Annotated in this window: 19 protein-coding genes, 1 tRNA gene and 1 pseudogene; 20 read left to right on the top strand and 1 reads right to left on the bottom strand. The window is 59.6% G+C overall.

Annotation, left to right across the window (positions count from 1 at the left end; genetic code table 11):
* The first annotated feature begins 117 nt into the window (after window positions 1–117).
* The 9 genes from HJB82_RS10480 (at window position 118) to rpoC (ending at window position 12,533) form a co-directional block, all read left to right on the top strand.
* Window positions 118–193: transfer RNA gene (locus tag HJB82_RS10480), tRNA-Trp, on the top strand.
* Between the two features lie 194 nt (window positions 194–387).
* Window positions 388–588 (top strand): preprotein translocase subunit SecE, encoded by a 201-nt coding sequence (gene secE / locus HJB82_RS10485; protein ID WP_003573826.1) that lies wholly within the window; start codon window positions 388–390, stop codon window positions 586–588.
* Window positions 589–605: 17 nt separating this feature from the next.
* Window positions 606–1,136 carry a transcription termination/antitermination protein NusG gene (gene nusG, locus HJB82_RS10490; RefSeq protein WP_003547516.1) on the top strand — a complete coding sequence of 177 codons (531 nt, stop codon included), beginning with the start codon at window positions 606–608 and terminating at the stop codon, window positions 1,134–1,136.
* Between the two features lie 177 nt (window positions 1,137–1,313).
* The gene (gene rplK / locus HJB82_RS10495; protein ID WP_003547518.1) at window positions 1,314–1,745 is read left to right on the top strand and encodes a 50S ribosomal protein L11; all 432 of its coding nucleotides are present in this window, start codon (window positions 1,314–1,316) and stop codon (window positions 1,743–1,745) included.
* Between the two features lie 4 nt (window positions 1,746–1,749).
* Window positions 1,750–2,451, top strand: a complete 702-nt coding sequence (gene rplA, locus HJB82_RS10500) for a 50S ribosomal protein L1 (RefSeq protein ID WP_207583841.1) — start codon at window positions 1,750–1,752, stop codon at window positions 2,449–2,451.
* Between the two features lie 328 nt (window positions 2,452–2,779).
* Window positions 2,780–3,298 (top strand): 50S ribosomal protein L10, encoded by a 519-nt coding sequence (gene rplJ, locus HJB82_RS10505; RefSeq protein ID WP_164009047.1) that lies wholly within the window; start codon window positions 2,780–2,782, stop codon window positions 3,296–3,298.
* A 58-nt stretch (window positions 3,299–3,356) separates the two neighbouring features.
* Complete coding sequence (gene rplL, locus HJB82_RS10510; protein ID WP_164009049.1) at window positions 3,357–3,734, top strand: 50S ribosomal protein L7/L12; 378 nt, start codon at window positions 3,357–3,359, stop codon at window positions 3,732–3,734.
* A gap of 261 nt (window positions 3,735–3,995) precedes the next feature.
* On the top strand, window positions 3,996–8,135 hold the full coding sequence (gene rpoB / locus HJB82_RS10515; protein ID WP_207583842.1) for a DNA-directed RNA polymerase subunit beta: 4,140 nt from the start codon (window positions 3,996–3,998) through the stop codon (window positions 8,133–8,135).
* A gap of 189 nt (window positions 8,136–8,324) precedes the next feature.
* Window positions 8,325–12,533, top strand: coding sequence for a DNA-directed RNA polymerase subunit beta' (rpoC, locus tag HJB82_RS10520; protein WP_207583843.1), 4,209 nt, complete (start codon window positions 8,325–8,327; stop codon window positions 12,531–12,533).
* Window positions 12,534–12,696: 163 nt separating this feature from the next.
* Here rpoC and HJB82_RS10525 read toward each other — a convergent pair whose 3' ends face one another.
* A complete protein-coding gene (locus HJB82_RS10525; protein WP_007626097.1) occupies window positions 12,697–12,990 on the bottom strand; it encodes a hypothetical protein in 294 nt (97 codons plus the stop codon).
* A gap of 498 nt (window positions 12,991–13,488) precedes the next feature.
* On the opposite strand from HJB82_RS10525, the gene rpsL reads away from it, so the two are divergent.
* The 11 genes and pseudogenes from rpsL to rpsS all read left to right on the top strand — a co-directional run bounded on the left by rpsL (window position 13,489) and on the right by rpsS (window position 21,219).
* Window positions 13,489–13,860 (top strand): 30S ribosomal protein S12, encoded by a 372-nt coding sequence (rpsL, locus tag HJB82_RS10530; RefSeq protein WP_003547537.1) that lies wholly within the window; start codon window positions 13,489–13,491, stop codon window positions 13,858–13,860.
* 77 nt (window positions 13,861–13,937) lie between these two features.
* Window positions 13,938–14,408 (top strand): 30S ribosomal protein S7, encoded by a 471-nt coding sequence (rpsG, locus tag HJB82_RS10535; RefSeq protein ID WP_003578662.1) that lies wholly within the window; start codon window positions 13,938–13,940, stop codon window positions 14,406–14,408.
* Between the two features lie 29 nt (window positions 14,409–14,437).
* Window positions 14,438–16,537: an elongation factor G gene (fusA, locus tag HJB82_RS10540; RefSeq protein ID WP_207583844.1), complete on the top strand. Its 2,100-nt coding sequence runs from the start codon at window positions 14,438–14,440 to the stop codon at window positions 16,535–16,537.
* Window positions 16,538–16,605: 68 nt separating this feature from the next.
* A complete protein-coding gene (gene tuf, locus HJB82_RS10545) occupies window positions 16,606–17,781 on the top strand; it encodes an elongation factor Tu (protein WP_207583839.1) in 1,176 nt (391 codons plus the stop codon).
* Window positions 17,782–17,880: 99 nt separating this feature from the next.
* Window positions 17,881–18,009: pseudogene (gene tuf / locus HJB82_RS10550) on the top strand (elongation factor Tu); the annotation flags it as partial.
* Window positions 18,010–18,163: 154 nt separating this feature from the next.
* A complete protein-coding gene (gene rpsJ / locus HJB82_RS10555; protein WP_003547547.1) occupies window positions 18,164–18,472 on the top strand; it encodes a 30S ribosomal protein S10 in 309 nt (102 codons plus the stop codon).
* Window positions 18,473–18,511: 39 nt separating this feature from the next.
* The gene (gene rplC / locus HJB82_RS10560) at window positions 18,512–19,153 is read left to right on the top strand and encodes a 50S ribosomal protein L3 (RefSeq protein ID WP_007626085.1); all 642 of its coding nucleotides are present in this window, start codon (window positions 18,512–18,514) and stop codon (window positions 19,151–19,153) included.
* 13 nt (window positions 19,154–19,166) lie between these two features.
* Window positions 19,167–19,787, top strand: a complete 621-nt coding sequence (rplD, locus tag HJB82_RS10565; RefSeq protein ID WP_207583845.1) for a 50S ribosomal protein L4 — start codon at window positions 19,167–19,169, stop codon at window positions 19,785–19,787.
* Window positions 19,784–20,077, top strand: coding sequence for a 50S ribosomal protein L23 (locus tag HJB82_RS10570; RefSeq protein ID WP_003547550.1), 294 nt, complete (start codon window positions 19,784–19,786; stop codon window positions 20,075–20,077). The genes rplD and HJB82_RS10570 overlap by 4 nt, the downstream gene beginning before the upstream one ends.
* A gap of 11 nt (window positions 20,078–20,088) precedes the next feature.
* A complete protein-coding gene (gene rplB / locus HJB82_RS10575) occupies window positions 20,089–20,925 on the top strand; it encodes a 50S ribosomal protein L2 (protein ID WP_007626082.1) in 837 nt (278 codons plus the stop codon).
* Window positions 20,926–20,940: 15 nt separating this feature from the next.
* Window positions 20,941–21,219 (top strand): 30S ribosomal protein S19, encoded by a 279-nt coding sequence (gene rpsS / locus HJB82_RS10580; RefSeq protein ID WP_003573797.1) that lies wholly within the window; start codon window positions 20,941–20,943, stop codon window positions 21,217–21,219.
* Window position 21,220: the final 1 nt, after the last annotated feature.

Genomic DNA, 21,220 nt, shown 5'->3' on the forward strand with positions numbered 1-21,220 from the left:
TGGCTTTGAAAATCGAAAATCGTGCTTGCCAATCTGCTGTCGTCGTCCTAAAGGGAGCGCCATGCTTTTCAGCAGCGATTTGCGGACTTTGGTCCAGACGCTGAATGATCGGCATGAAGGGGTATAGCTCAGTTGGTAGAGCGGCGGTCTCCAAAACCGCAGGTCGTAAGTTCGAGCCTTACTGCCCCTGCCATTTTCCTCGAAGCGGGACAGCGCGGACATGCTCGCGGCATTCCGGCCGGGGATTGATTGGCGGTAACTAATTTCGTTAAACTTCGGTTTCCCTCTTGTGTATTCGGAAATCGGTGTTTATTTAGGGTTCAACAGACACGCGGTGCGTGGGGCTGATGGTTTCAGCTTTACGCGCCGTAATTGCGTGGGCAGTCGATGGCATCCAAATCCAATCCGTTTGCGTTTCTGCAGCAGGTTCGCTCCGAGACGTCCAAAGTTACATGGCCGTCGCGCCGCGAGACGATGATCTCGACGGTTATGGTGCTTGTGATGGTAGTTTTCGCCGCGCTTTTTTTCTTTGCCGCTGACCAGCTGATCGGCTGGGTTCTGAGCTTCGTGCTGAATACCGGCAACTGATACGGGTGGAGATGAAAATGGCGGCACGTTGGTACATCGTCCATGCATATTCCAATTTTGAAAAGAAGGTCGCTGAGGACATCGAGAACAAGGCTCGCCAGAAGGGGCTTGAGCACCTGTTCGAGAAGATCCTCGTGCCGACCGAGAAGGTGGTGGAAGTACGTCGCGGCCGCAAGGTCGACAGCGAGCGCAAGTTTTTCCCAGGCTACGTCATGGTTCGTGCCAATCTGACCGATGAAGCCTATCACCTGATCAAGAATACGCCGAAGGTTACAGGTTTCCTCGGCTCCGACAATAAGCCAGTTCCGATTCCGGATTATGAAGCCGAGCGCATTCTCGGTCAGGTCCAGGAAGGTGTCGAGCGGCCGAAGGCCTCGATTACCTTCGAGATCGGCGAGCAGGTTCGCGTTTCCGACGGCCCGTTCGCTTCGTTCAACGGCACGGTTCAGGACGTCGACGAAGAGCGTTCGCGCCTGAAGGTTGAGGTGTCGATCTTCGGCCGCGCAACGCCGGTGGAACTCGAATACGCTCAGGTCGAGAAGGTCTGATTGCAAGAGATTGGAAGCTGGCCTTGCGGCCTGTTTCCTGCGGACTATGTCCGCATCCGCGTGGAAGGTGAGGGGGTCTTAGCCGGACCCTGATGATCCGCACCACGCAACCGCAGCCGCCGGAGAGATCCGGCATCACGGGCCGGGCGACCGGCCGTTCATGAAAGGCAGAGAGATATGGCTAAGAAAGTTGCAGGCCAGCTCAAGCTTCAGGTCAAGGCAGGATCGGCAAACCCGTCCCCGCCGATTGGTCCGGCGCTTGGTCAGCGTGGCATTAACATTATGGAATTCTGCAAGGCGTTCAATGCCGCCACGCAGGAAATGGAAAAGGGTATGCCGATCCCGGTCGTCATCACCTATTACCAGGATAAGTCCTTCACCTTCGCGATGAAGCAGCCTCCGGTCAGCTACTGGCTGAAGAAGGAAGCGAAGATCACCTCCGGTTCCAAGACGCCCGGCAAGGGCGCCAAGGCCGGCTCCCTCACCAAGGCTCAGATCAAGTCGATCGCAGAAGCCAAGATGAAGGATCTGAACGCAGCGGATATCGAAGGTGCAATGGCGATGATCGAGGGCTCTGCCCGCGCCATGGGCCTGGAAGTGGTGGGTTAAGATCATGGCTGGTAAGCGCACGCAGAAGATCAACGAAGGTGTTGATCCCACCAAGCTCTACGCTCTGACCCTGGCCATCGGCATGGTCAAGGAACGGGCTGTCGCCAAGTTCGACGAAACCATCGAAGTCTCGATGAATCTCGGCGTCGACCCGCGCCATGCGGACCAGATGGTTCGCGGGGTCGTCAACCTGCCGAACGGCACCGGCCGTACGGTTCGCGTTGCCGTCTTCGCTCGTGGCGTCAAGGCTGATGAAGCCAAGGCTGCCGGTGCCGATATCGTCGGCGCTGAAGAGCTCGTCGAAATCGTCCAGGGCGGCAAGATCGAATTCGATCGCTGCATCGCCACCCCCGACATGATGCCGCTCGTCGGTCGTCTCGGTAAGGTTCTCGGCCCGCGGGGCATGATGCCGAACCCGAAGGTCGGCACCGTCACCATGGATGTCGCCGGAGCCGTCAAGGCTTCCAAGGGCGGCGCTGTCGAGTTCCGCGTCGAGAAGGCTGGCATCGTCCATGCCGGCATCGGCAAGGCCTCTTTCGACGCCAAGGCTCTGGAAGAAAACATCCGCGCTTTTGCCGACGCCGTCATCAAGGCGAAGCCGGCTGGCGCCAAGGGCAACTACGTCAAGCGCGTGGCGATTTCTTCGACCATGGGCCCCGGCGTCAAGATCGAAGTCGGCTCGGTCACCGCAAGCCCGACTGCGTAAATTATTGCCGGGCTTTATGTCCGGCGACTGAATTTCCGGCCTCGAAAGGGGCCGGAATATTCCGGAGAAATCCGGAATCCTGTCCGAGATTGCAGGTGGTTTTCCCTTAATCACTTTGCCTGCATGAGACGGGTAAGACCCGAATTGCATGAAGTTCGCTTCTAGGAAATCGGTTCGAGCCTTGGATGCCTTGTGCCTCTTTAGCCTTGATTGGCGCGAGAGCGCGGGGGGACAGGATCCTCAAGCGTCGCTTGGGATCTCGCATGATCCCAGGAGGCAAAGGCAACCCGGCGGGCCCATTCTCGGTCCCGCCAACTGGAGATAGGCAGTGGAAAGAGCGGAAAAACGCGAATTCGTCACGGAACTGAGTGAAGTCTTCAAGGCTTCGGGCTCAGTTGTCGTGGCCCACTATGCTGGTGCCACAGTCGCGCAGATGAACGATTTTCGTTCGAAGATGCGTGCAGCTGGCGGTACCGTCAAAGTCGCGAAGAACCGCCTGGCCAAAATTGCCCTTCAGGGTACGGAAGCGGAAGGGATTACCAATCTCTTCAAGGGTCAGACGCTGATTGCATACAGCACCGATCCGATCACCGCTCCGAAGGTCGTCATGGATTTCGCCAAGACCAATGACAAAATCATTGTTCTGGGTGGTTCCATGGGAACAACCACGCTCAACGCCGATGCAGTCAAGTCGCTTGCGACCCTGCCTTCGCTCGATGAGCTGCGTGCGAAGCTGCTGGGCATGATCCAGACACCGGCTACCCGCATCGCTGGAGTTGTTGCAGCACCGGCAAGCCAGCTTGCCCGCGTGTTCGCGGCCTACGCCAAGAAGGACGAAGCCGCTTAAGGCGGTTTTTCGCTGTTTATAATCAACCGGTTCGAACCGAACAAAAGGAACTAGTAAAATGACTGATCTCGCAAAGATCGTTGACGACCTCTCCGCGCTGACCGTTCTGGAAGCCGCAGAACTGTCGAAGCTTCTTGAAGAAAAGTGGGGCGTTTCCGCTGCTGCTCCGGTAGCTGTAGCTGCTGCTGGCGGCGGTGCTGCTGCTGCTGTCGTTGAAGAAGAAAAGACCGAGTTCGACGTCATCCTCACGGATGTCGGCGCCAACAAGATCAACGTCATCAAGGAAGTCCGCGCCATCACCGGTCTCGGCCTCAAGGAAGCCAAGGACCTCGTCGAAGGCGCTCCGAAGGCTGTCAAGGAAGGCGTCAACAAGGCTGAAGCCGCTGACATCAAGAAGAAGCTTGAAGATGCTGGCGCCAAGGCCGACGTCAAGTAATCTTGAATTGCTTTTGGGAGGCAGTCTCTGCTGCCTCCCATTTGCCGTTTTTCTGAACGAATTACCCAAAAGCCGCGTCAAACCGGCTTTTGGGTAATGGGTTCTTCAAAAGGATAGTCTCGCACAGAGGGCAGCACAGCAATCCGAGCTGAGCGTTTTCGGGTGTCGGACGAGATTGGATTACTCATTGATTGACGGGATCGACTGGCCATCGGTTCCCGTCCGTTGCAGGCCCGGGTGCAAGATTTTGAAGGAGCGACGATGGCTCAGACCCTTTCGTTCAACGGTCGTAGGCGCGTACGCAAGTTTTTTGGTAAGATCCCCGAAGTCGCAGAAATGCCGAACCTCATCGAGGTTCAGAAGGCGTCCTACGACCAGTTTTTGATGGTTGAAGAGCCGAAAGGCGGCCGGCCCGACGAGGGTCTTCAGGCCGTTTTCAAGTCGGTTTTCCCGATCACCGATTTCTCCGGCGCCTCCATGCTGGAATTCGTGTCCTACGAATTCGAACCGCCGAAGTTCGACGTTGACGAATGCCGTCAGCGCGATCTGACCTATGCTGCGCCGCTGAAGGTGACGCTGCGCCTCATCGTGTTCGATATCGACGAGGATACGGGCGCGAAGTCGATCAAGGACATCAAGGAACAGTCCGTTTACATGGGCGACATGCCGCTCATGACCAATAACGGCACGTTCATCGTCAACGGCACCGAGCGCGTGATCGTTTCCCAGATGCACCGTTCGCCGGGCGTCTTCTTCGACCACGACAAGGGCAAGAGCCATTCTTCTGGCAAGCTGCTCTTTGCTGCCCGCGTTATCCCCTATCGCGGTTCCTGGCTCGATATCGAATTCGACGCCAAGGATATCGTTTACGCCCGTATCGACCGTCGCCGCAAGATTCCGGTCACGTCGCTGCTGATGGCGCTTGGCATGGACGGCGAGGAAATCCTCGACACCTTCTACACGAAGTCGCTCTACAAACGCGACGGCAAAGGCTGGCGCATTCCCTTCAAGCCGGAAACGCTGAAGGGTGCCAAGGCGATCACCGAGATGGTCGACGCCGACACCGGCGAAGTCGTCGTGGAAGCCGGCAAGAAGCTGACCCCGCGCCTGCTGCGCCAGCTTTCCGATAAGGGTCTGAAGGCGCTGAAGGCCGGCGACGACGATCTTTACGGCAACTACCTTGCCGGCGACATCGTCAACTACTCCACCGGTGAAATCTACCTCGAAGCCGGCGATGAAATCGACGAGAAGACGCTCGGCATCATCCTGGCGAACGGCTTCGACGAGATCCCGGTTCTCGGCATCGACCACATCAATGTCGGCGCCTATATCCGCAACACGCTGACCGCCGACAAGAACGAGAACCGTCAGGACGCTCTGTTCGACATCTACCGCGTCATGCGTCCGGGTGAGCCGCCGACCATGGAATCGGCCGAAGCCATGTTCAACTCGCTGTTCTTCGATGCGGAGCGTTACGACCTCTCCGCCGTCGGCCGCGTCAAGATGAACATGCGTCTCGACCTGACCGTCGAAGACACCGTCCGCATCCTGCGCAAGGACGACATCTTGGCCGTGGTCAGGATGCTGGTCGAATTGCGCGACGGCAGGGGCGAGATCGACGACATCGACAACCTTGGCAACCGCCGCGTCCGCTCGGTCGGCGAGCTGATGGAAAACCAGTACCGTCTCGGCCTGCTGCGCATGGAGCGCGCGATCAAGGAACGCATGTCCTCGATCGAGATCGACACGGTGATGCCGCAGGATCTGATCAACGCCAAGCCGGCTGCTGCCGCCGTCCGCGAATTCTTCGGTTCCTCGCAGCTCTCGCAGTTCATGGACCAGGTCAATCCGCTCTCGGAAATCACCCACAAGCGCCGTCTTTCGGCCCTTGGTCCGGGCGGTCTGACCCGCGAGCGCGCCGGCTTCGAAGTCCGCGACGTGCATCCGACCCACTACGGCCGCATTTGCCCGATCGAAACGCCGGAAGGCCCGAACATCGGTCTGATCAACTCGCTTGCGACCTTTGCCCGCGTCAACAAATACGGCTTCATCGAAAGCCCGTACCGCCGCATCGTCGAAGGCAGGGTGACGAGCGACGTGCTCTACCTCTCCGCCATGGAAGAGGCGAAGTACTACGTCGCCCAGGCCAACGCTGAAATGAACCCTGATGGTTCCTTCGTCGACGAGTTCGTCGTCTGCCGTCATGCCGGCGAAGTCATGCTCGCGCCCCGCGACAGCATGAACCTGATGGACGTTTCGCCGAAGCAGGTGGTTTCGGTCGCAGCCGCGCTCATCCCGTTCCTGGAAAACGACGACGCCAACCGCGCGCTCATGGGCTCGAACATGCAGCGTCAGGCAGTGCCGCTGCTGCGTGCCGAAGCTCCGTTCGTCGGTACCGGCATGGAGCCGGTCGTTGCCCGTGACTCAGGCGCTGCTATCGGCGCCCGCCGCGGCGGCGTGGTCGACCAGGTCGACGCGACGCGTATCGTTATCCGCGCCACGGAAGACCTCGAAGCCGGCAAGTCCGGCGTCGATATCTACCGGCTGCAGAAGTTCCAGCGTTCGAACCAGAACACCTGCGTCAACCAGCGTCCGCTGGTCACCGTTGGTGACGAGGTCAACCGCGGCGACATTCTTGCCGACGGTCCGTCGACCGATCTCGGCGACCTGGCGCTCGGCCGCAACGCGCTCGTCGCGTTCATGCCCTGGAACGGATACAACTACGAAGACTCGATCCTGCTCTCCGAGCGCATTGTTGCCGACGACGTGTTCACCTCCATTCACATCGAGGAATTCGAGGTGATGGCGCGCGACACCAAGCTTGGTCCTGAGGAAATCACCCGCGATATTCCGAACGTTTCGGAAGAAGCTCTGAAGAACCTCGACGAAGCCGGCATCGTCTATATCGGCGCTGAAGTTCAGCCGGGCGATATCCTGGTCGGCAAGATCACGCCGAAGGGCGAAAGCCCGATGACGCCGGAAGAAAAGCTTCTGCGCGCCATCTTCGGCGAAAAGGCCTCCGACGTGCGCGATACCTCCATGCGCATGCCGCCTGGCACCTACGGCACGATCGTCGAAGTGCGCGTCTTCAACCGCCATGGCGTCGAGAAGGACGAGCGCGCGATGGCGATCGAGCGCGAAGAGATCGAGCGTCTTGCAAAGGACCGCGACGACGAGCAGGCGATCCTCGACCGTAACGTCTACGGCCGTCTGATCGAAATGCTGCGCGGCCAGGCTTCCATCGCCGGCCCGAAGGGTTTCAAGAAGGGCGCCGAGCTTTCCAACGCCGTCGTTTCCGAATATCCCCGCTCGCAGTGGTGGATGTTCGCGGTCGAGGACGAAAAGGTCCAGAGCGAGCTCGAAGCACTCCGCGGCCAGTACGACGAATCCAAGTCGCGCCTTGAACAGCGCTTCATGGATAAGGTCGAAAAGGTCCAGCGCGGCGATGAAATGCCTCCTGGCGTCATGAAGATGGTCAAGGTCTTTGTCGCCGTGAAGCGCAAGATCCAGCCGGGCGACAAGATGGCTGGCCGTCACGGCAACAAGGGCGTCGTCTCGCGCATCGTGCCTGTCGAAGACATGCCGTTCCTCGAGGACGGCACGCATGTCGACGTCGTTCTGAACCCGCTCGGCGTGCCCTCGCGCATGAACGTCGGCCAGATCCTCGAAACCCACCTGGGTTGGGCTTGCGCCGGCATGGGTCGCCAGATCGGCGAACTGATCGACGCATACAAGGCCAATGGCAACATCGAGCCGCTGCGCAAGACCATCGGCGATGTCGTCGGTGACGGTCCGAAGGCCGAACAGGTCCAGGATTTCGACGACGACTCGGTTCTGCGTCTTGCCGATCAGTGGAAGCGCGGCGTTTCGATTGCGACGCCTGTTTTCGACGGTGCGAACGAAGCCGACGTCAACGACATGCTGCGTCTGGCAGGTCTCAAGGACAGCGGCCAGTCGACGCTTTATGACGGCCGTACCGGTGAGCAGTTCGACCGCCAGGTGACCGTGGGCTACATCTACATGCTGAAGCTCAACCACTTGGTCGACGACAAGATCCATGCCCGCTCGATCGGTCCATACTCGCTCGTTACCCAGCAGCCGCTGGGCGGCAAGGCGCAGTTCGGCGGTCAGCGCTTCGGCGAAATGGAAGTCTGGGCACTCGAAGCCTATGGCGCGGCCTACACGCTGCAGGAAATGCTGACGGTGAAGTCGGACGACGTCGCCGGCCGCACCAAGGTCTACGAAGCCATCGTCCGCGGAGACGACACGTTCGAAGCCGGTATTCCGGAAAGCTTCAACGTTCTCGTCAAGGAAATGCGTTCGCTGGGCCTTAGTGTCGAGCTCGAAAACACCAAGCTTGATGAGGCGCAGGCAGCCCAGCTGCCCGATGCGGCCGAGTAAGCACCTGATAGGGCGTGCGCTGCCAACGCGGCGCACGCCGGTCCCACCGGGCGCCGTATCCGTGTCGGCCCGGAAGGGAAGTTTCGCCGCATCTTGCGGTTATTCTCGTTTAAGCGAGGGAGGCGGCTCCCGGGAAATTGCCGCCGACCATCGCATTTTGAGGGCTCTCAGCCCATGAAGGAGACAGGCATGAACCAAGAGGTCATGAATCTTTTCAATCCGCAGGTGCCTGCACAGAATTTCGATTCGATTCGGATTTCGATCGCATCTCCGGAGAAGATCCTCTCCTGGTCTTACGGTGAGATCAAGAAGCCGGAAACCATCAACTACCGTACGTTCAAGCCGGAACGCGACGGTCTCTTCTGCGCGCGCATCTTCGGGCCGATCAAGGACTACGAATGCCTGTGCGGCAAGTACAAGCGCATGAAGTACAAGGGCATCATCTGCGAAAAGTGCGGCGTCGAAGTTACGCTGTCGCGCGTTCGCCGTGAGCGCATGGGCCATATCGAGCTCGCCGCTCCCGTTGCCCACATCTGGTTCCTGAAGTCGCTGCCATCACGCATTTCGACGCTGCTCGACATGACGCTGAAGGATGTCGAGCGTGTCCTCTATTTCGAAAACTACATCGTCACCGAGCCGGGCCTGACTGCCCTCAAGGAGCACCAGCTCCTCTCGGAAGAAGAGTACATGCTTGCCGTTGACGAATACGGCGAAGACCAGTTCACCGCGATGATCGGCGCTGAGGCGATCTACGAGATGCTGGCCTCGATGAACCTCGAAAAGATCGCTGGCGATCTGCGCGCTGAGCTTGCCGAGACCACGTCGGATCTCAAGCAGAAGAAGCTGATGAAGCGCCTGAAGATCGTCGAGAACTTCATGGAATCGGGCAACCGTCCGGAATGGATGATCATGAAGGTCGTTCCGGTCATTCCGCCGGATCTGCGTCCGCTGGTTCCGCTCGACGGTGGCCGTTTCGCCACCTCGGATCTGAACGACCTCTACCGCCGCGTCATCAACCGCAACAACCGTCTGAAGCGCCTGATCGAGCTTCGTGCGCCTGGCATCATCATCCGCAACGAAAAGCGTATGCTGCAGGAATCGGTTGACGCGCTGTTCGACAACGGCCGTCGCGGCCGCGTCATCACCGGCGCCAACAAGCGTCCGCTGAAGTCGCTCTCCGACATGCTGAAGGGCAAGCAGGGCCGCTTCCGCCAGAACCTGCTCGGCAAGCGCGTCGACTATTCCGGCCGTTCGGTCATCGTCACCGGTCCGGAACTGAAGCTGCACCAGTGCGGCCTGCCGAAGAAGATGGCGCTCGAACTCTTCAAGCCGTTCATCTATGCCCGCCTCGATGCCAAGGGTTACTCCTCGACCGTCAAGCAGGCCAAGAAGCTGGTCGAAAAGGAAAAGCCGGAAGTCTGGGATATCCTCGACGAGGTCATCCGCGAGCATCCGGTTTTGCTGAACCGCGCACCGACGCTGCACCGCTTGGGCATCCAGGCTTTCGAACCTACCCTGGTCGAAGGCAAGGCGATCCAGCTGCATCCGCTCGTCTGCACGGCCTTCAACGCCGACTTCGACGGTGACCAGATGGCCGTTCACGTGCCGCTGTCGCTCGAAGCCCAGCTCGAAGCCCGCGTGCTGATGATGTCGACCAACAACATCCTGCATCCGGCCAACGGCGCGCCGATCATCGTTCCCTCGCAGGACATGGTTCTCGGCCTCTACTACCTGTCGATCCTGAACCAGAACGAGCCTGGCGAAGGCATGGCCTTCTCCGATCTCGGCGAACTGCATCACGCCCTCGAAACCAAGGTCGTGACGCTGCACACCAAGATCCGCGGCCGGTTCAAGTCGATCGACGAGGATGGCAAGCCCTACTCGAAGATCTATGAGACGACGCCTGGCCGACTGCTCATCGGCGAACTTCTGCCGAAGAACGGCAAGGTGCTCTTCGACATCTGCAACCAGGAAATGACCAAGAAGAACATCTCCAAGATGATCGACACGGTCTACCGCCACTGCGGCCAGAAGGACACGGTCATCTTCTGCGACCGCATCATGCAGCTCGGCTTTTCCCATGCCTGCCGCGCCGGCATTTCGTTCGGCAAGGACGACATGGTCATTCCGGATGCCAAGGCCAAGATCGTTGCCGACACCGAAAGCCTGGTGAAGGAATACGAGCAGCAGTACAATGACGGCCTGATCACGCAGGGCGAAAAGTACAACAAGGTTGTCGACGCCTGGGGCAAGGCCACCGAAAAGGTCGCCGAAGAGATGATGGCCCGCATTAAGGCGGTCGAATTCGATGAGAGCACCGGTCGCCAGAAGCCGATGAATTCGATCTACATGATGAGCCATTCCGGTGCCCGCGGTTCTCCGAACCAGATGCGCCAGCTGGGCGGCATGCGCGGCCTCATGGCCAAGCCGTCGGGTGAAATCATCGAGACGCCGATCATCTCGAACTTCAAGGAAGGCCTGACCGTCAACGAGTACTTCAACTCGACCCACGGCGCCCGCAAGGGTCTTGCAGACACCGCCCTGAAGACCGCCAACTCCGGCTACCTGACCCGTCGTCTCGTCGACGTCGCGCAGGATTGCATCGTCACGCACGTCGATTGCGGAACGCAGACGGGCCTCACCATGACCGCCATCGTCGATGCCGGCCAGGTGGTTGCTTCGATCGGCGTCCGCATCCTCGGCCGCACGGCGCTTGATGACATCGATCATCCGATCACGGGTGAGCGCATCGTCGATGCCGGCAGGATGATCCTCGAGCCCGATGTCGTCGAAATCGAGAAGGCCGGTATCCAGTCGATCCGCATCCGCTCGGCGCTGACCTGCGAGATCCAGACCGGCGTCTGCGCAGTCTGCTACGGCCGCGACCTCGCGCGTGGTACGCCTGTCAACATGGGCGAAGCCGTCGGCGTCATCGCTGCTCAGTCGATCGGTGAACCGGGCACCCAGCTCACCATGCGTACCTTCCACCTTGGTGGTACGGCAACCGTGGTCGACCAGTCGTTCCTCGAAGCTTCGTACGAAGGTACGGTGCAGATCAAGAACCGCAACATCCTGCGCAACTCCGATGGCAACCTCGTTGCCATGGGCCGCAACATGACCGTCCAGATCCTGGACGAGCGTGGCGTCGAGCGGTCTTCGCAGCGTGTGGCTTACGGTTCGAAACTGCATGTCGACGAAGGTGACAAGGTCAAGCGCGGCCAGCGTCTGGCAGAGTGGGACCCTTACACCCGTCCGATGATGACCGAAGTGGCTGGTACCGTTCAGTTCGAAGACCTGGTCGACGGTCTCTCCGTTCTGGAAGCCACCGACGAGTCGACCGGCATCACCAAGCGTCAGGTCATCGACTGGCGTTCGACCCCGCGCGGTTCGGACCTCAAGCCGGCGATCGTCATCAAGGACGCCAGCGGCAACATCATGAAGCTGTCGCGTGGTGGTGACGCCCGCTTCTTCCTCTCGGTCGACGCCATCTTGTCGGTCGATTCGGGCACCAAGGTCTCTCAGGGTGACGTCCTCGCGCGTTCGCCGCTTGAAAGCGCCAAGACCAAGGACATCACCGGCGGTCTGCCACGTGTTGCCGAGCTCTTCGAAGCCCGCCGTCCGAAGGACCACGCCATCATCGCAGAGATCGATGGTACGATCCGCCTCGGCCGCGACTACAAGAACAAGCGTCGCGTTATCATCGAACCGGCGGAAGACGGTGTCGAGCCTGTCGAATACCTGATCCCGAAGGGCAAACCCTTCCACCTTCAGGAAGGCGACTATATCGAAAAGGGTGACTACATCCTCGACGGTAACCCGGCTCCGCACGACATCCTGGCGATCAAGGGCGTGGAGGCTCTGGCCTCCTACCTCGTCAACGAGATCCAGGAAGTCTACCGCCTGCAGGGCGTTGTCATCAACGACAAGCACATCGAGGTGATTGTCCGTCAGATGCTGCAGAAGGTGGAAATCACCGATGCAGGCGACTCGACCTATATCGTCGGCGACAATGTCGACCGGATCGAGCTCGAAGACGTCAACGATCATCTGATCGAGCAGGGCAAGAAGCCTGCCTACGGCGATCCGGTTCTTCTCGGCATCACCAAGGCGTCGCTGCAGACCCCGTCCTTCATCTCGGCCGCGTCTTTCCAGGAAACGACCAAGGTGCTGACGGAAGCGGCAATCGCCGGCAAGACCGACGGCCTGCAGGGTCTGAAGGAAAACGTCATTGTCGGCCGCCTTATCCCGGCCGGCACCGGCGGCACCATGACCCAGATCCGTCGCATCGCCACGTCGCGCGACGAGATGATCCTCGAAGAGCGCCGCAAGGGCAGCGGCGCAGCCGTTGCCACGCCGATGCTGCAGGACATGGCCGAAAAGGCTCCGGCTGCGGAATAATCCGCAGCGGAAGCCGCCACGTGGTGGCACGCGAATTGAAAAACCGCCCGGAGCGATCCGGGCGGTTTTCGTTTTTAGTCGGCTTTGGTTGGTCGGGGTGAGGGAAGGCGCTGCTTCCGCTTATGCTGCCTTTGGCGACCCGCAGCGCAAGCGGCGGCTCCCTTCAGTTGAAGCGGATGATCGCGACCTCGCCATCGACGGCACCCTGATAGGCGGAGGCGTGCGGCTCTTCGGCCGGCACCTCGGTCAGCATGCCGATCTGGTCGAGATCGGCCTCGATGAAGCCTTCCTCGGCAAGGGCGTTCAAGGCCTCGCGTACGGCAGTGTCGTCGTCGGGCGCCTTCAACATGATATGCAGGTCGATGCCTTCGCTGCCGTCGGACTCGTAGCCTTTGCCGATGATGATGAAGATCATCGGCCCGTCGAAATTATTGTCGTTGTCAGGTGTCGTAATCATCGCCTGTCCTTCGGCTCTTTGACGATTCGGTCGCTCGAACCCTGCTGTGAGGGCCGCACGCCGCAATTGCTGATTCCTTAACTGCTTTTGCTGCAATGCCCAAGTTTTTATCTTGGTGCTCGGGCCTGATTTCGTCTAGAAGCCTGGAAACAGGGCCTTAGGCCCGCAGATCAAGGCGATACGGCGAGTTTATTTCTTAACCGGCCTTGACGAGATCGGTGGAAACCAGTAGTACCCCGGCCATCAGATCCCATGTGAGGCTTGGCTGTTCGGGGCGACGCGCCCTGAAGTTCACCTCAAACAAGGTTCTAAACGCACGTTGAAGTCATGATGCTGCACGCACGACGCAAATTATATGCGTCCTCTGCTCCTTGTGGTCCATCTGCGGAAGCGGATCGGGCCATATTTTGCGCATTGACGGAAAGCGTGCGTCACTGCCGGAGACGGCGCGAGTTCAAGCCCGCAAGGGTACTGAGATAAAACGTAAGGGATGGTTGAATGCCTACCGTAAACCAGCTGATCCGCAAGCCTCGCCAGGCGAACGTAAAGCGTAACAAGGTTCCCGCACTCCAGGAGAACCCGCAGAAGCGCGGCGTTTGCACGCGCGTCTATACGACGACGCCGAAGAAGCCGAACTCGGCTCTGCGTAAGGTCGCAAAGATCCGCCTGACCAACGGCTTCGAAGTCATTGGTTACATCCCCGGCGAAGGTCACAACCTTCAGGAACACTCCGTCGTCATGATCCGTGGCGGCCGCGTCAAGGACCTTCCGGGTGTCCGTTATCACATCATTCGCGGCGTTCTCGATACCCAGGGTGTCAAGAACCGCAAGCAGCGCCGCTCCAAGTACGGCGCGAAGCGTCCGAAGTAATTCGGTTTTGAGTAATTCGGCGCTGCGCGAGGTCCTCCGCGTGATGAAGCGCCTTAACGGTTGAAGAGACGAAAATTATGTCCAGACGTCATAAAGCAGAAAAGCGCGAGATCAATCCGGACCCGAAGTTCGGTGATCTCGTCGTCACCAAGTTCATGAATGCCATCATGCTCGACGGCAAGAAGTCCGTTGCTGAAAACATTGTCTACGGCGCGTTCGACGTCGTCCAGGGCAAGTCCAAGCAGGAGCCGCTCACGGTTTTCCATTCTGCACTCGACAACATTGCCCCGCACGTTGAAGTCCGCTCGCGCCGCGTCGGCGGTGCGACCTATCAGGTCCCGGTCGATGTTCGTCCGGAGCGCCGCCAGGCTCTCGCCATTCGCTGGCTGATCGCTGCTGCCCGCAAGCGCAATGAAACGACTATGGTTGACCGCCTTTCCGGCGAACTGCTCGATGCGTCCAACAACCGCGGCTCCGCCGTCAAGAAGCGCGAAGACACGCACAAGATGGCTGACGCCAACCGCGCGTTCTCGCACTATCGCTGGTAATTCCGAACGGTATCGAAAGGCAGTCCATAATGGCTCGCGAATATAAAATCGAAGACTACCGCAATTTCGGTATCATGGCGCATATCGACGCCGGCAAGACCACGACCACCGAGCGTATCCTTTATTACACCGGCAAGTCGCACAAGATCGGCGAAGTCCACGACGGCGCAGCCACCATGGACTGGATGGAGCAGGAGCAGGAGCGTGGCATCACGATCACCTCCGCTGCCACCACGACCTACTGGAAGGGCCGTGACGGCAAGACGCGTCGCTTCAACATCATCGACACCCCCGGCCACGTCGACTTCACCATCGAAGTCGAGCGTTCGCTGCGCGTTCTCGACGGCGCCATCGCGCTGCTCGACGCCAATGCCGGTGTTGAGCCGCAGACGGAAACCGTCTGGCGCCAGGCCGAGAAGTACAACGTCCCGCGGATGATCTTCTGCAACAAGATGGACAAGACCGGCGCGGACTTCTATCGCTCCGTCGAGATGATCAAGACCCGTCTCGGCGCAACGGCTGTCGTCATGCAGTTGCCGATCGGTGCGGAAACCGAATTCAAGGGCGTCATCGATCTGATCGAGATGAACGCTCTCATCTGGCGCGACGAGTCGCTCGGCGCCCAGTGGGATGTCGTCGAGATCCCCGACGACATGAAGGCCAAGGCTGAAGAGTATCGCGAAAAGCTGATCGAGACGGTCGTCGATATCGACGAAGCCGCGACGGAAGCCTATCTCGAGGGCATTCTGCCCGACAACGAGAAGATCCGCGAACTCGTTCGCCGCGGCACGATCGACGTCAAGTTCCACCCGATGTTCTGCGGCACCGCCTTCAAGAACAAGGGTGTGCAGCCGCTGCTCGACGCCGTCGTCGACTACCTGCCGTCGCCGATGGACATCCCGGCGATCAAGGGCATCGACTTCAAGACTGAAGCTGAAATCGAACGTCACGCCGATGACAGCGAGCCGCTTTCCATGCTCGCCTTCAAGATCATGAACGACCCCTTCGTCGGTTCGCTGACTTTCGCCCGCATCTACTCCGGCAAGCTCGAAAAGGGCACGTCGGTCATCAACACGGTCAAGGACAAGCGCGAGCGCGTCGGCCGTATGTTGCAGATGCACTCCAACTCGCGTGAAGACATCGAAGAAGCCTTCGCAGGTGACATCGTTGCTCTCGCCGGCCTCAAGGAAACCACGACGGGCGACACGCTCTGTGATCCGCTGAAGCCGGTTATCCTTGAGCGCATGGAATTCCCCGAGCCGGTCATCCAGATCGCCATCGAGCCGAAGACCAAGGGCGACCAGGAAAAGATGGGCCTCGCGCTCAACCGCCTGGCTGCTGAGGATCCGTCCTTCCGCGTCAAGACCGACCAGGAATCCGGCCAGACCATCATCGCCGGCATGGGCGAACTGCATCTCGACATCATCGTCGACCGCATGCGTCGTGAATTCAAGGTCGAAGCAACCGTCGGCGCGCCGCAGGTTGCCTACCGCGAAACCATCACCAGGACGCACGAAGAAGACTACACGCACAAGAAGCAGTCCGGTGGTACCGGCCAGTTCGCCCGCGTCAAAATCGTCTTCGAACCGAACCCGGACGGTGAGGAATTCAAGTTCGAATCGAAGATCGTCGGCGGCTCCGTTCCGAAGGAATACATCCCGGGCGTCCAGAAGGGCATCGAAAGTGTTCTGTCTTCGGGTCCGCTCGCTGGCTTCCCGATGCTCGGCGTCAAGGCAACCCTCATCGATGGCGCCTTCCACGACGTCGACTCTTCGGTTCTCGCCTTCGAAATCGCATCGCGTGCCTGCTTCCGTGAAGCAGCCAAGAAGGCCGGCGCTCAGCTGCTCGAGCCGATGATGAAGGTCGAAGTCGTGACCCCGGAAGATTATGTCGGCGACGTTATCGGCGACCTGAACTCCCGTCGCGGTCAGATCCAGGGCCAGGAAAGCCGTGGTATCGCCGTCGTCATCAACGCGAACGTTCCGCTCGCGAACATGTTCAAGTACGTCGACAACCTGCGCTCCATGTCCCAGGGCCGCGCTCAGTACACGATGACCTTCGATCACTACTCGCCGGTCCCGTCGAACGTCGCAACAGAAATCCAGGCAAAGTATTCCGGTCAGAAGTGACCGGAATACCAATTGACCGATAACAAGAATTAGATCCCTTCGGGGACTAGCAAAATGGAGACCCGAAAATGGGAAAGAGTAAGTTTGAGCGCAACAAGCCGCACGTCAACATTGGCACGATTGGCCACGTTGACCACGGCAAGACGTCTCTGACGGCAGCGATCACGAAGTACTTCGGCGAGTACAAGGCGTACGACCAGATCGACGCTGCTCCGGAAGAAAAGGCCCGCGGCATCACCATTTCGACGGCACACGTCGAGTATGAGACGCCGGCCCGCCACTATGCACACGTCGACTGCCCCGGCCACGCCGACTACGTCAAGAACATGATCACCGGTGCTGCCCAGATGGACGGCGCGATCCTGGTGTGCTCGGCCGCTGACGGCCCGATGCCGCAGACGCGCGAACACATCCTGCTGGCCCGTCAGGTCGGCGTTCCGGCCATCGTGGTGTTCCTGAACAAGGTCGACCAGGTTGACGACGCCGAGCTTCTCGAACTGGTCGAGCTCGAAGTTCGCGAACTGCTGTCGTCCTACGACTTCCCGGGCGATGACATCCCGATCGTCAAGGGTTCGGCGCTGGCCGCCCTTGAAGATTCGGACAAGAAGATCGGCGAGGATTCGATCCGCGAACTGATGGCCGCTGTCGACGCCTACATCCCGACGCCTGAGCGTCCGATCAACCTGCCGTTCCTGCTGCCGATCGAAGACGTGTTCTCGATCTCGGGCCGCGGTACGGTTGTGACCGGCCGCGTCGAGCGTGGCATCGTCAAGGTTGGCGAAGAAGTCGAGATCGTCGGCATCCGCCCGACGACGAAGACGACGGTGACCGGCGTTGAAATGTTCCGCAAGCTGCTCGACCAGGGCCAGGCTGGCGACAACATCGGCGCGCTGATCCGCGGCGTCACCCGTGACGGCGTTGAGCGTGGCCAGATTCTGTGCAAGCCGGGCTCTGTCAAGCCGCACAAGAAGTTCATGGCTGAAGCCTACATCCTGACGAAGGAAGAGGGTGGCCGTCATACGCCGTTCTTCACCAACTATCGTCCGCAGTTCTACTTCCGCACGACCGACGTGACGGGCATCGTATCGCTGCCGGAAGGCACGGAGATGGTCATGCCGGGCGACAACGTCACGGTATCGGTCGAGCTGATCGTTCCGATCGCGATGGAAGAAAAGCTGCGCTTCGCGATCCGCGAAGGTGGCCGCACCGTCGGCGCCGGTATCGTTGCAAGCATCGTCGAGTAACTAGCGGCTGGGCCACCAGGCCCAAGGAAAGGATAGGGACGCCGACCTCGGTGTCCCTCTCGATCTTTGAAACCGGTGACCCGCTAACGTAACTGAAGNCCGGGCGACAACGTCACGGTATCGGTCGAGCTGATCGTTCCGATCGCGATGGAAGAAAAGCTGCGCTTCGCGATCCGCGAAGGTGGCCGCACCGTCGGCGCCGGTATCGTTGCAAGCATCGTCGAGTAACTAGCGGCTGGGCCACCAGGCCCAAGGAAAGGATAGGGACGCCGACCTCGGTGTCCCTCTCGATCTTTGAAACCGGTGACCCGCTAACGTAACTGAAGGTAAGTCGTGTCCCTCAATGGTGACACGCGGATAACAGACACAAGGATAAAGTCGAATGAACGGCCAGAATATCCGCATCCGCCTGAAGGCGTTCGATCACCGGATTCTCGATGCCTCCACGCGCGAGATCGTATCGACGGCTAAGCGCACCGGTGCAAGCGTCCGGGGCCCCGTTCCGCTTCCGACCCGCATCGAGAAGTTCACGGTCAACCGGTCCCCGCACATCGACAAGAAGAGCCGCGAACAGTTCGAGATGCGCACGCACAAGCGCCTTCTCGATATCGTTGATCCGACCCCGCAGACGGTAGACGCGCTGATGAAGCTCGATCTCGCCGCCGGTGTCGATGTTGAGATCAAGCTCTGAGACCTCGGGTCTTCGGGCTGAGTGAGAAGGATTGAACCGATGCGTTCAGGTGTGATTGCACAGAAGGTGGGAATGACCCGCGTCTATAACGACGCCGGCGAGCATGTCCCGGTAACGGTACTGCGCATGGAGGCCGTCCAGGTCGTCGCTACGCGTACTGTCGAAAAGAATGGCTATACCGCAGTTCAGCTCGGTGCCGGCCAGGCGAAGGTGAAGAACACGTCGAAGGCGATGCGCGGCAATTTTGCCATTGCCAACGTCGAGCCGAAGGCCAAGGTCACAGAATTCCGTGTGTCGGAAGACCAACTGCTTGAGATCGGCACTGAGATCAAGGCGGGTCACTTTGCAGCCGGTCAGCTCGTCGACGTGACGGGCACGACGATCGGTAAGGGTTTTGCCGGCGCCATGAAGCGCCATGGTTTCGGTGGTCTCCGCGCCACGCACGGTGTCTCGGTTTCGCACCGTTCGCACGGTTCGACCGGCTCGCGCCAGGATCCGGGCAAGGTTTTCAAGAACAAGAAGATGGCTGGTCACATGGGCCAGACGCGCGTCACGACGCAGAACCTGGAAGTGGTTTCGACCGACGAAGATCGTGGTCTGATCCTGATCAAGGGTGCTGTTCCTGGTTCCAAGGGTGCTTGGATCATCGTGCGCGACGCCGTCAAGTCGGCCGCGAAGTAAGGGAGCCAGATCAATGGAATTTAACGTCAAAACCCTCGAGGGAAAAGACGCCGGGAAGGTTTCCCTTTCGGACGCGATTTTCGGCCTCGAGCCCCGCGAAGACATTATCGCCCGCGTCATCCGCTGGCAGCTTGCCAAGAAGCAGCAGGGCACGCACAAGGCAAAGGGCCGCGCTGAAATTTCGCGCACCGGCGCCAAGATGTACAAGCAGAAGGGTACGGGCCGCGCCCGCCACCATTCGGCTCGCGCTCCGCAGTTCCGCGGCGGCGGCAAGGCTCACGGCCCAGTCGTCCGCAGCCATGAGCATGACCTTCCGAAGAAGGTTCGTGCACTCGGCCTGCGTCTCGCTCTTTCGGCCAAGATCAAGGCCGATGACGTCATCGTCATCGACAACCTGGTTGCCACCGAAGCCAAGACCAAGGCTCTCGCGTCTGTATTCGAGACGCTCGGCCTGACCAACGCCCTCTTCATCGGTGGCGCAGAACTTGATGGCAACTTCAAGCTCGCAGCTCAGAACATCCCGAACATCGATGTTCTTCCGATCCAGGGCATCAACGTTTATGACATCCTGCGCCGCGGCAAGCTCGTGCTTTCCAAGGCTGCGGTTGAAGCGCTAGAGGAGCGATTCAAGTGACCGATCTTCGCCACTACGATGTGATCGTCTCTCCGGCGATCACCGAAAAGTCCACGCTGGTATCCGAAAACAACCAGGTTGTTTTCAATGTCGCCAAGCAGGCGACGAAGCCGGAAATCAAGGCTGCTGTCGAGGCGCTGTTTGGCGTCAAGGTTACGGCCGTCAACACTCTGCTGCGCAAGGGCAAGACCAAGCGGTTCCGCGGTTTCGTCGGCAAGCAGAAGGACGTGAAGAAGGCTGTTGTGACCCTGGCTGAAGGCCAGACGATCGATGTCTCCACCGGTCTCTGAGGTATAAGAAAATGGCATTGAAAACATTCAATCCGATCACCCCGAGCCAGCGCCAGCTGGTCATCGTCGACCGTTCGGCCCTCTACAAGGGCAAGCCGGTCAAGGCGCTGACGGAAGGCCTGACCAAGAGCGGCGGTCGTAACAACCTCGGTCGCATCACCGCCCGCTTCATCGGCGGCGGTCACAAGCGCACGTATCGTCTGATCGACTTCAAGCGTCGCAAGTTTGAGGTCGAAGGCACGGTCGAGCGTATCGAATACGATCCGAACCGCACCGCATTCATCGCGCTGGTGAACTATGCTGATGGCGAGAAGGCTTATATCCTCGCTCCTCAGCGCCTCGCTCCCGGCGACAAGGTCATCGCTTCCGAGAAGGCTGTCGACGTCAAGCCCGGTAACACCATGCCGCTGCAGTTCATCCCGGTCGGCTCCATCATCCACAATGTGGAAATGAAGCCGGGCAAGGGTGGTCAGATCGCTCGCTCCGCCGGTGGTTACGCACAGCTCGTCGGCCGTGACCAGGGCATGGCGATCCTTCGCCTGAACTCCGGTGAACAGCGTCTCGTTCATGGCTCCTGCCTTGCTTCGATCGGCGCCGTCTCCAACCCTGACCACGCCAACATCAACGACGGCAAGGCCGGTCGTACCGTTTGGCGCGGCAAGCGTCCGCACAACCGCGGTGTTGTCATGAACCCGGTCGACCACCCGCACGGCGGTGGTGAAGGTCGCACCTCTGGTGGCCGTCACCCGGTTACTCCGTGGGGCAAGCCGACCAAGGGCAAGCGCACCCGGTCGAACAAGTCGACCGACAAGATGATCATGCGCTCGCGTCATCAGCGTAAGAAGTAAGAGAGGAAGTCTCCAATGGCTCGTTCAGTATGGAAAGGTCCGTTCGTTGACGGCTATCTTCTCAAGAAGGCTGAGAAGGTTCGTGAAGGCGGACGTGCAGAAGTGATCAAGATCTGGAGCCGTCGCTCCACGATCCTGCCGCAGTTCGTCGGTCTTACCTTCGGCGTCTACAACGGCAGCAAGCATATCCCGGTCAGTGTCAATGAAGACATGGTCGGCCACAAGTTCGGTGAATTCTCTCCGACCCGCACCTATTACGGTCACGGCGCGGACAAGAAGGCGAAGAGGAAGTAAC

Source organism: Rhizobium sp. NZLR10 (genome assembly GCF_019685125.1).
Taxonomy (GTDB): domain Bacteria; phylum Pseudomonadota; class Alphaproteobacteria; order Rhizobiales; family Rhizobiaceae; genus Rhizobium.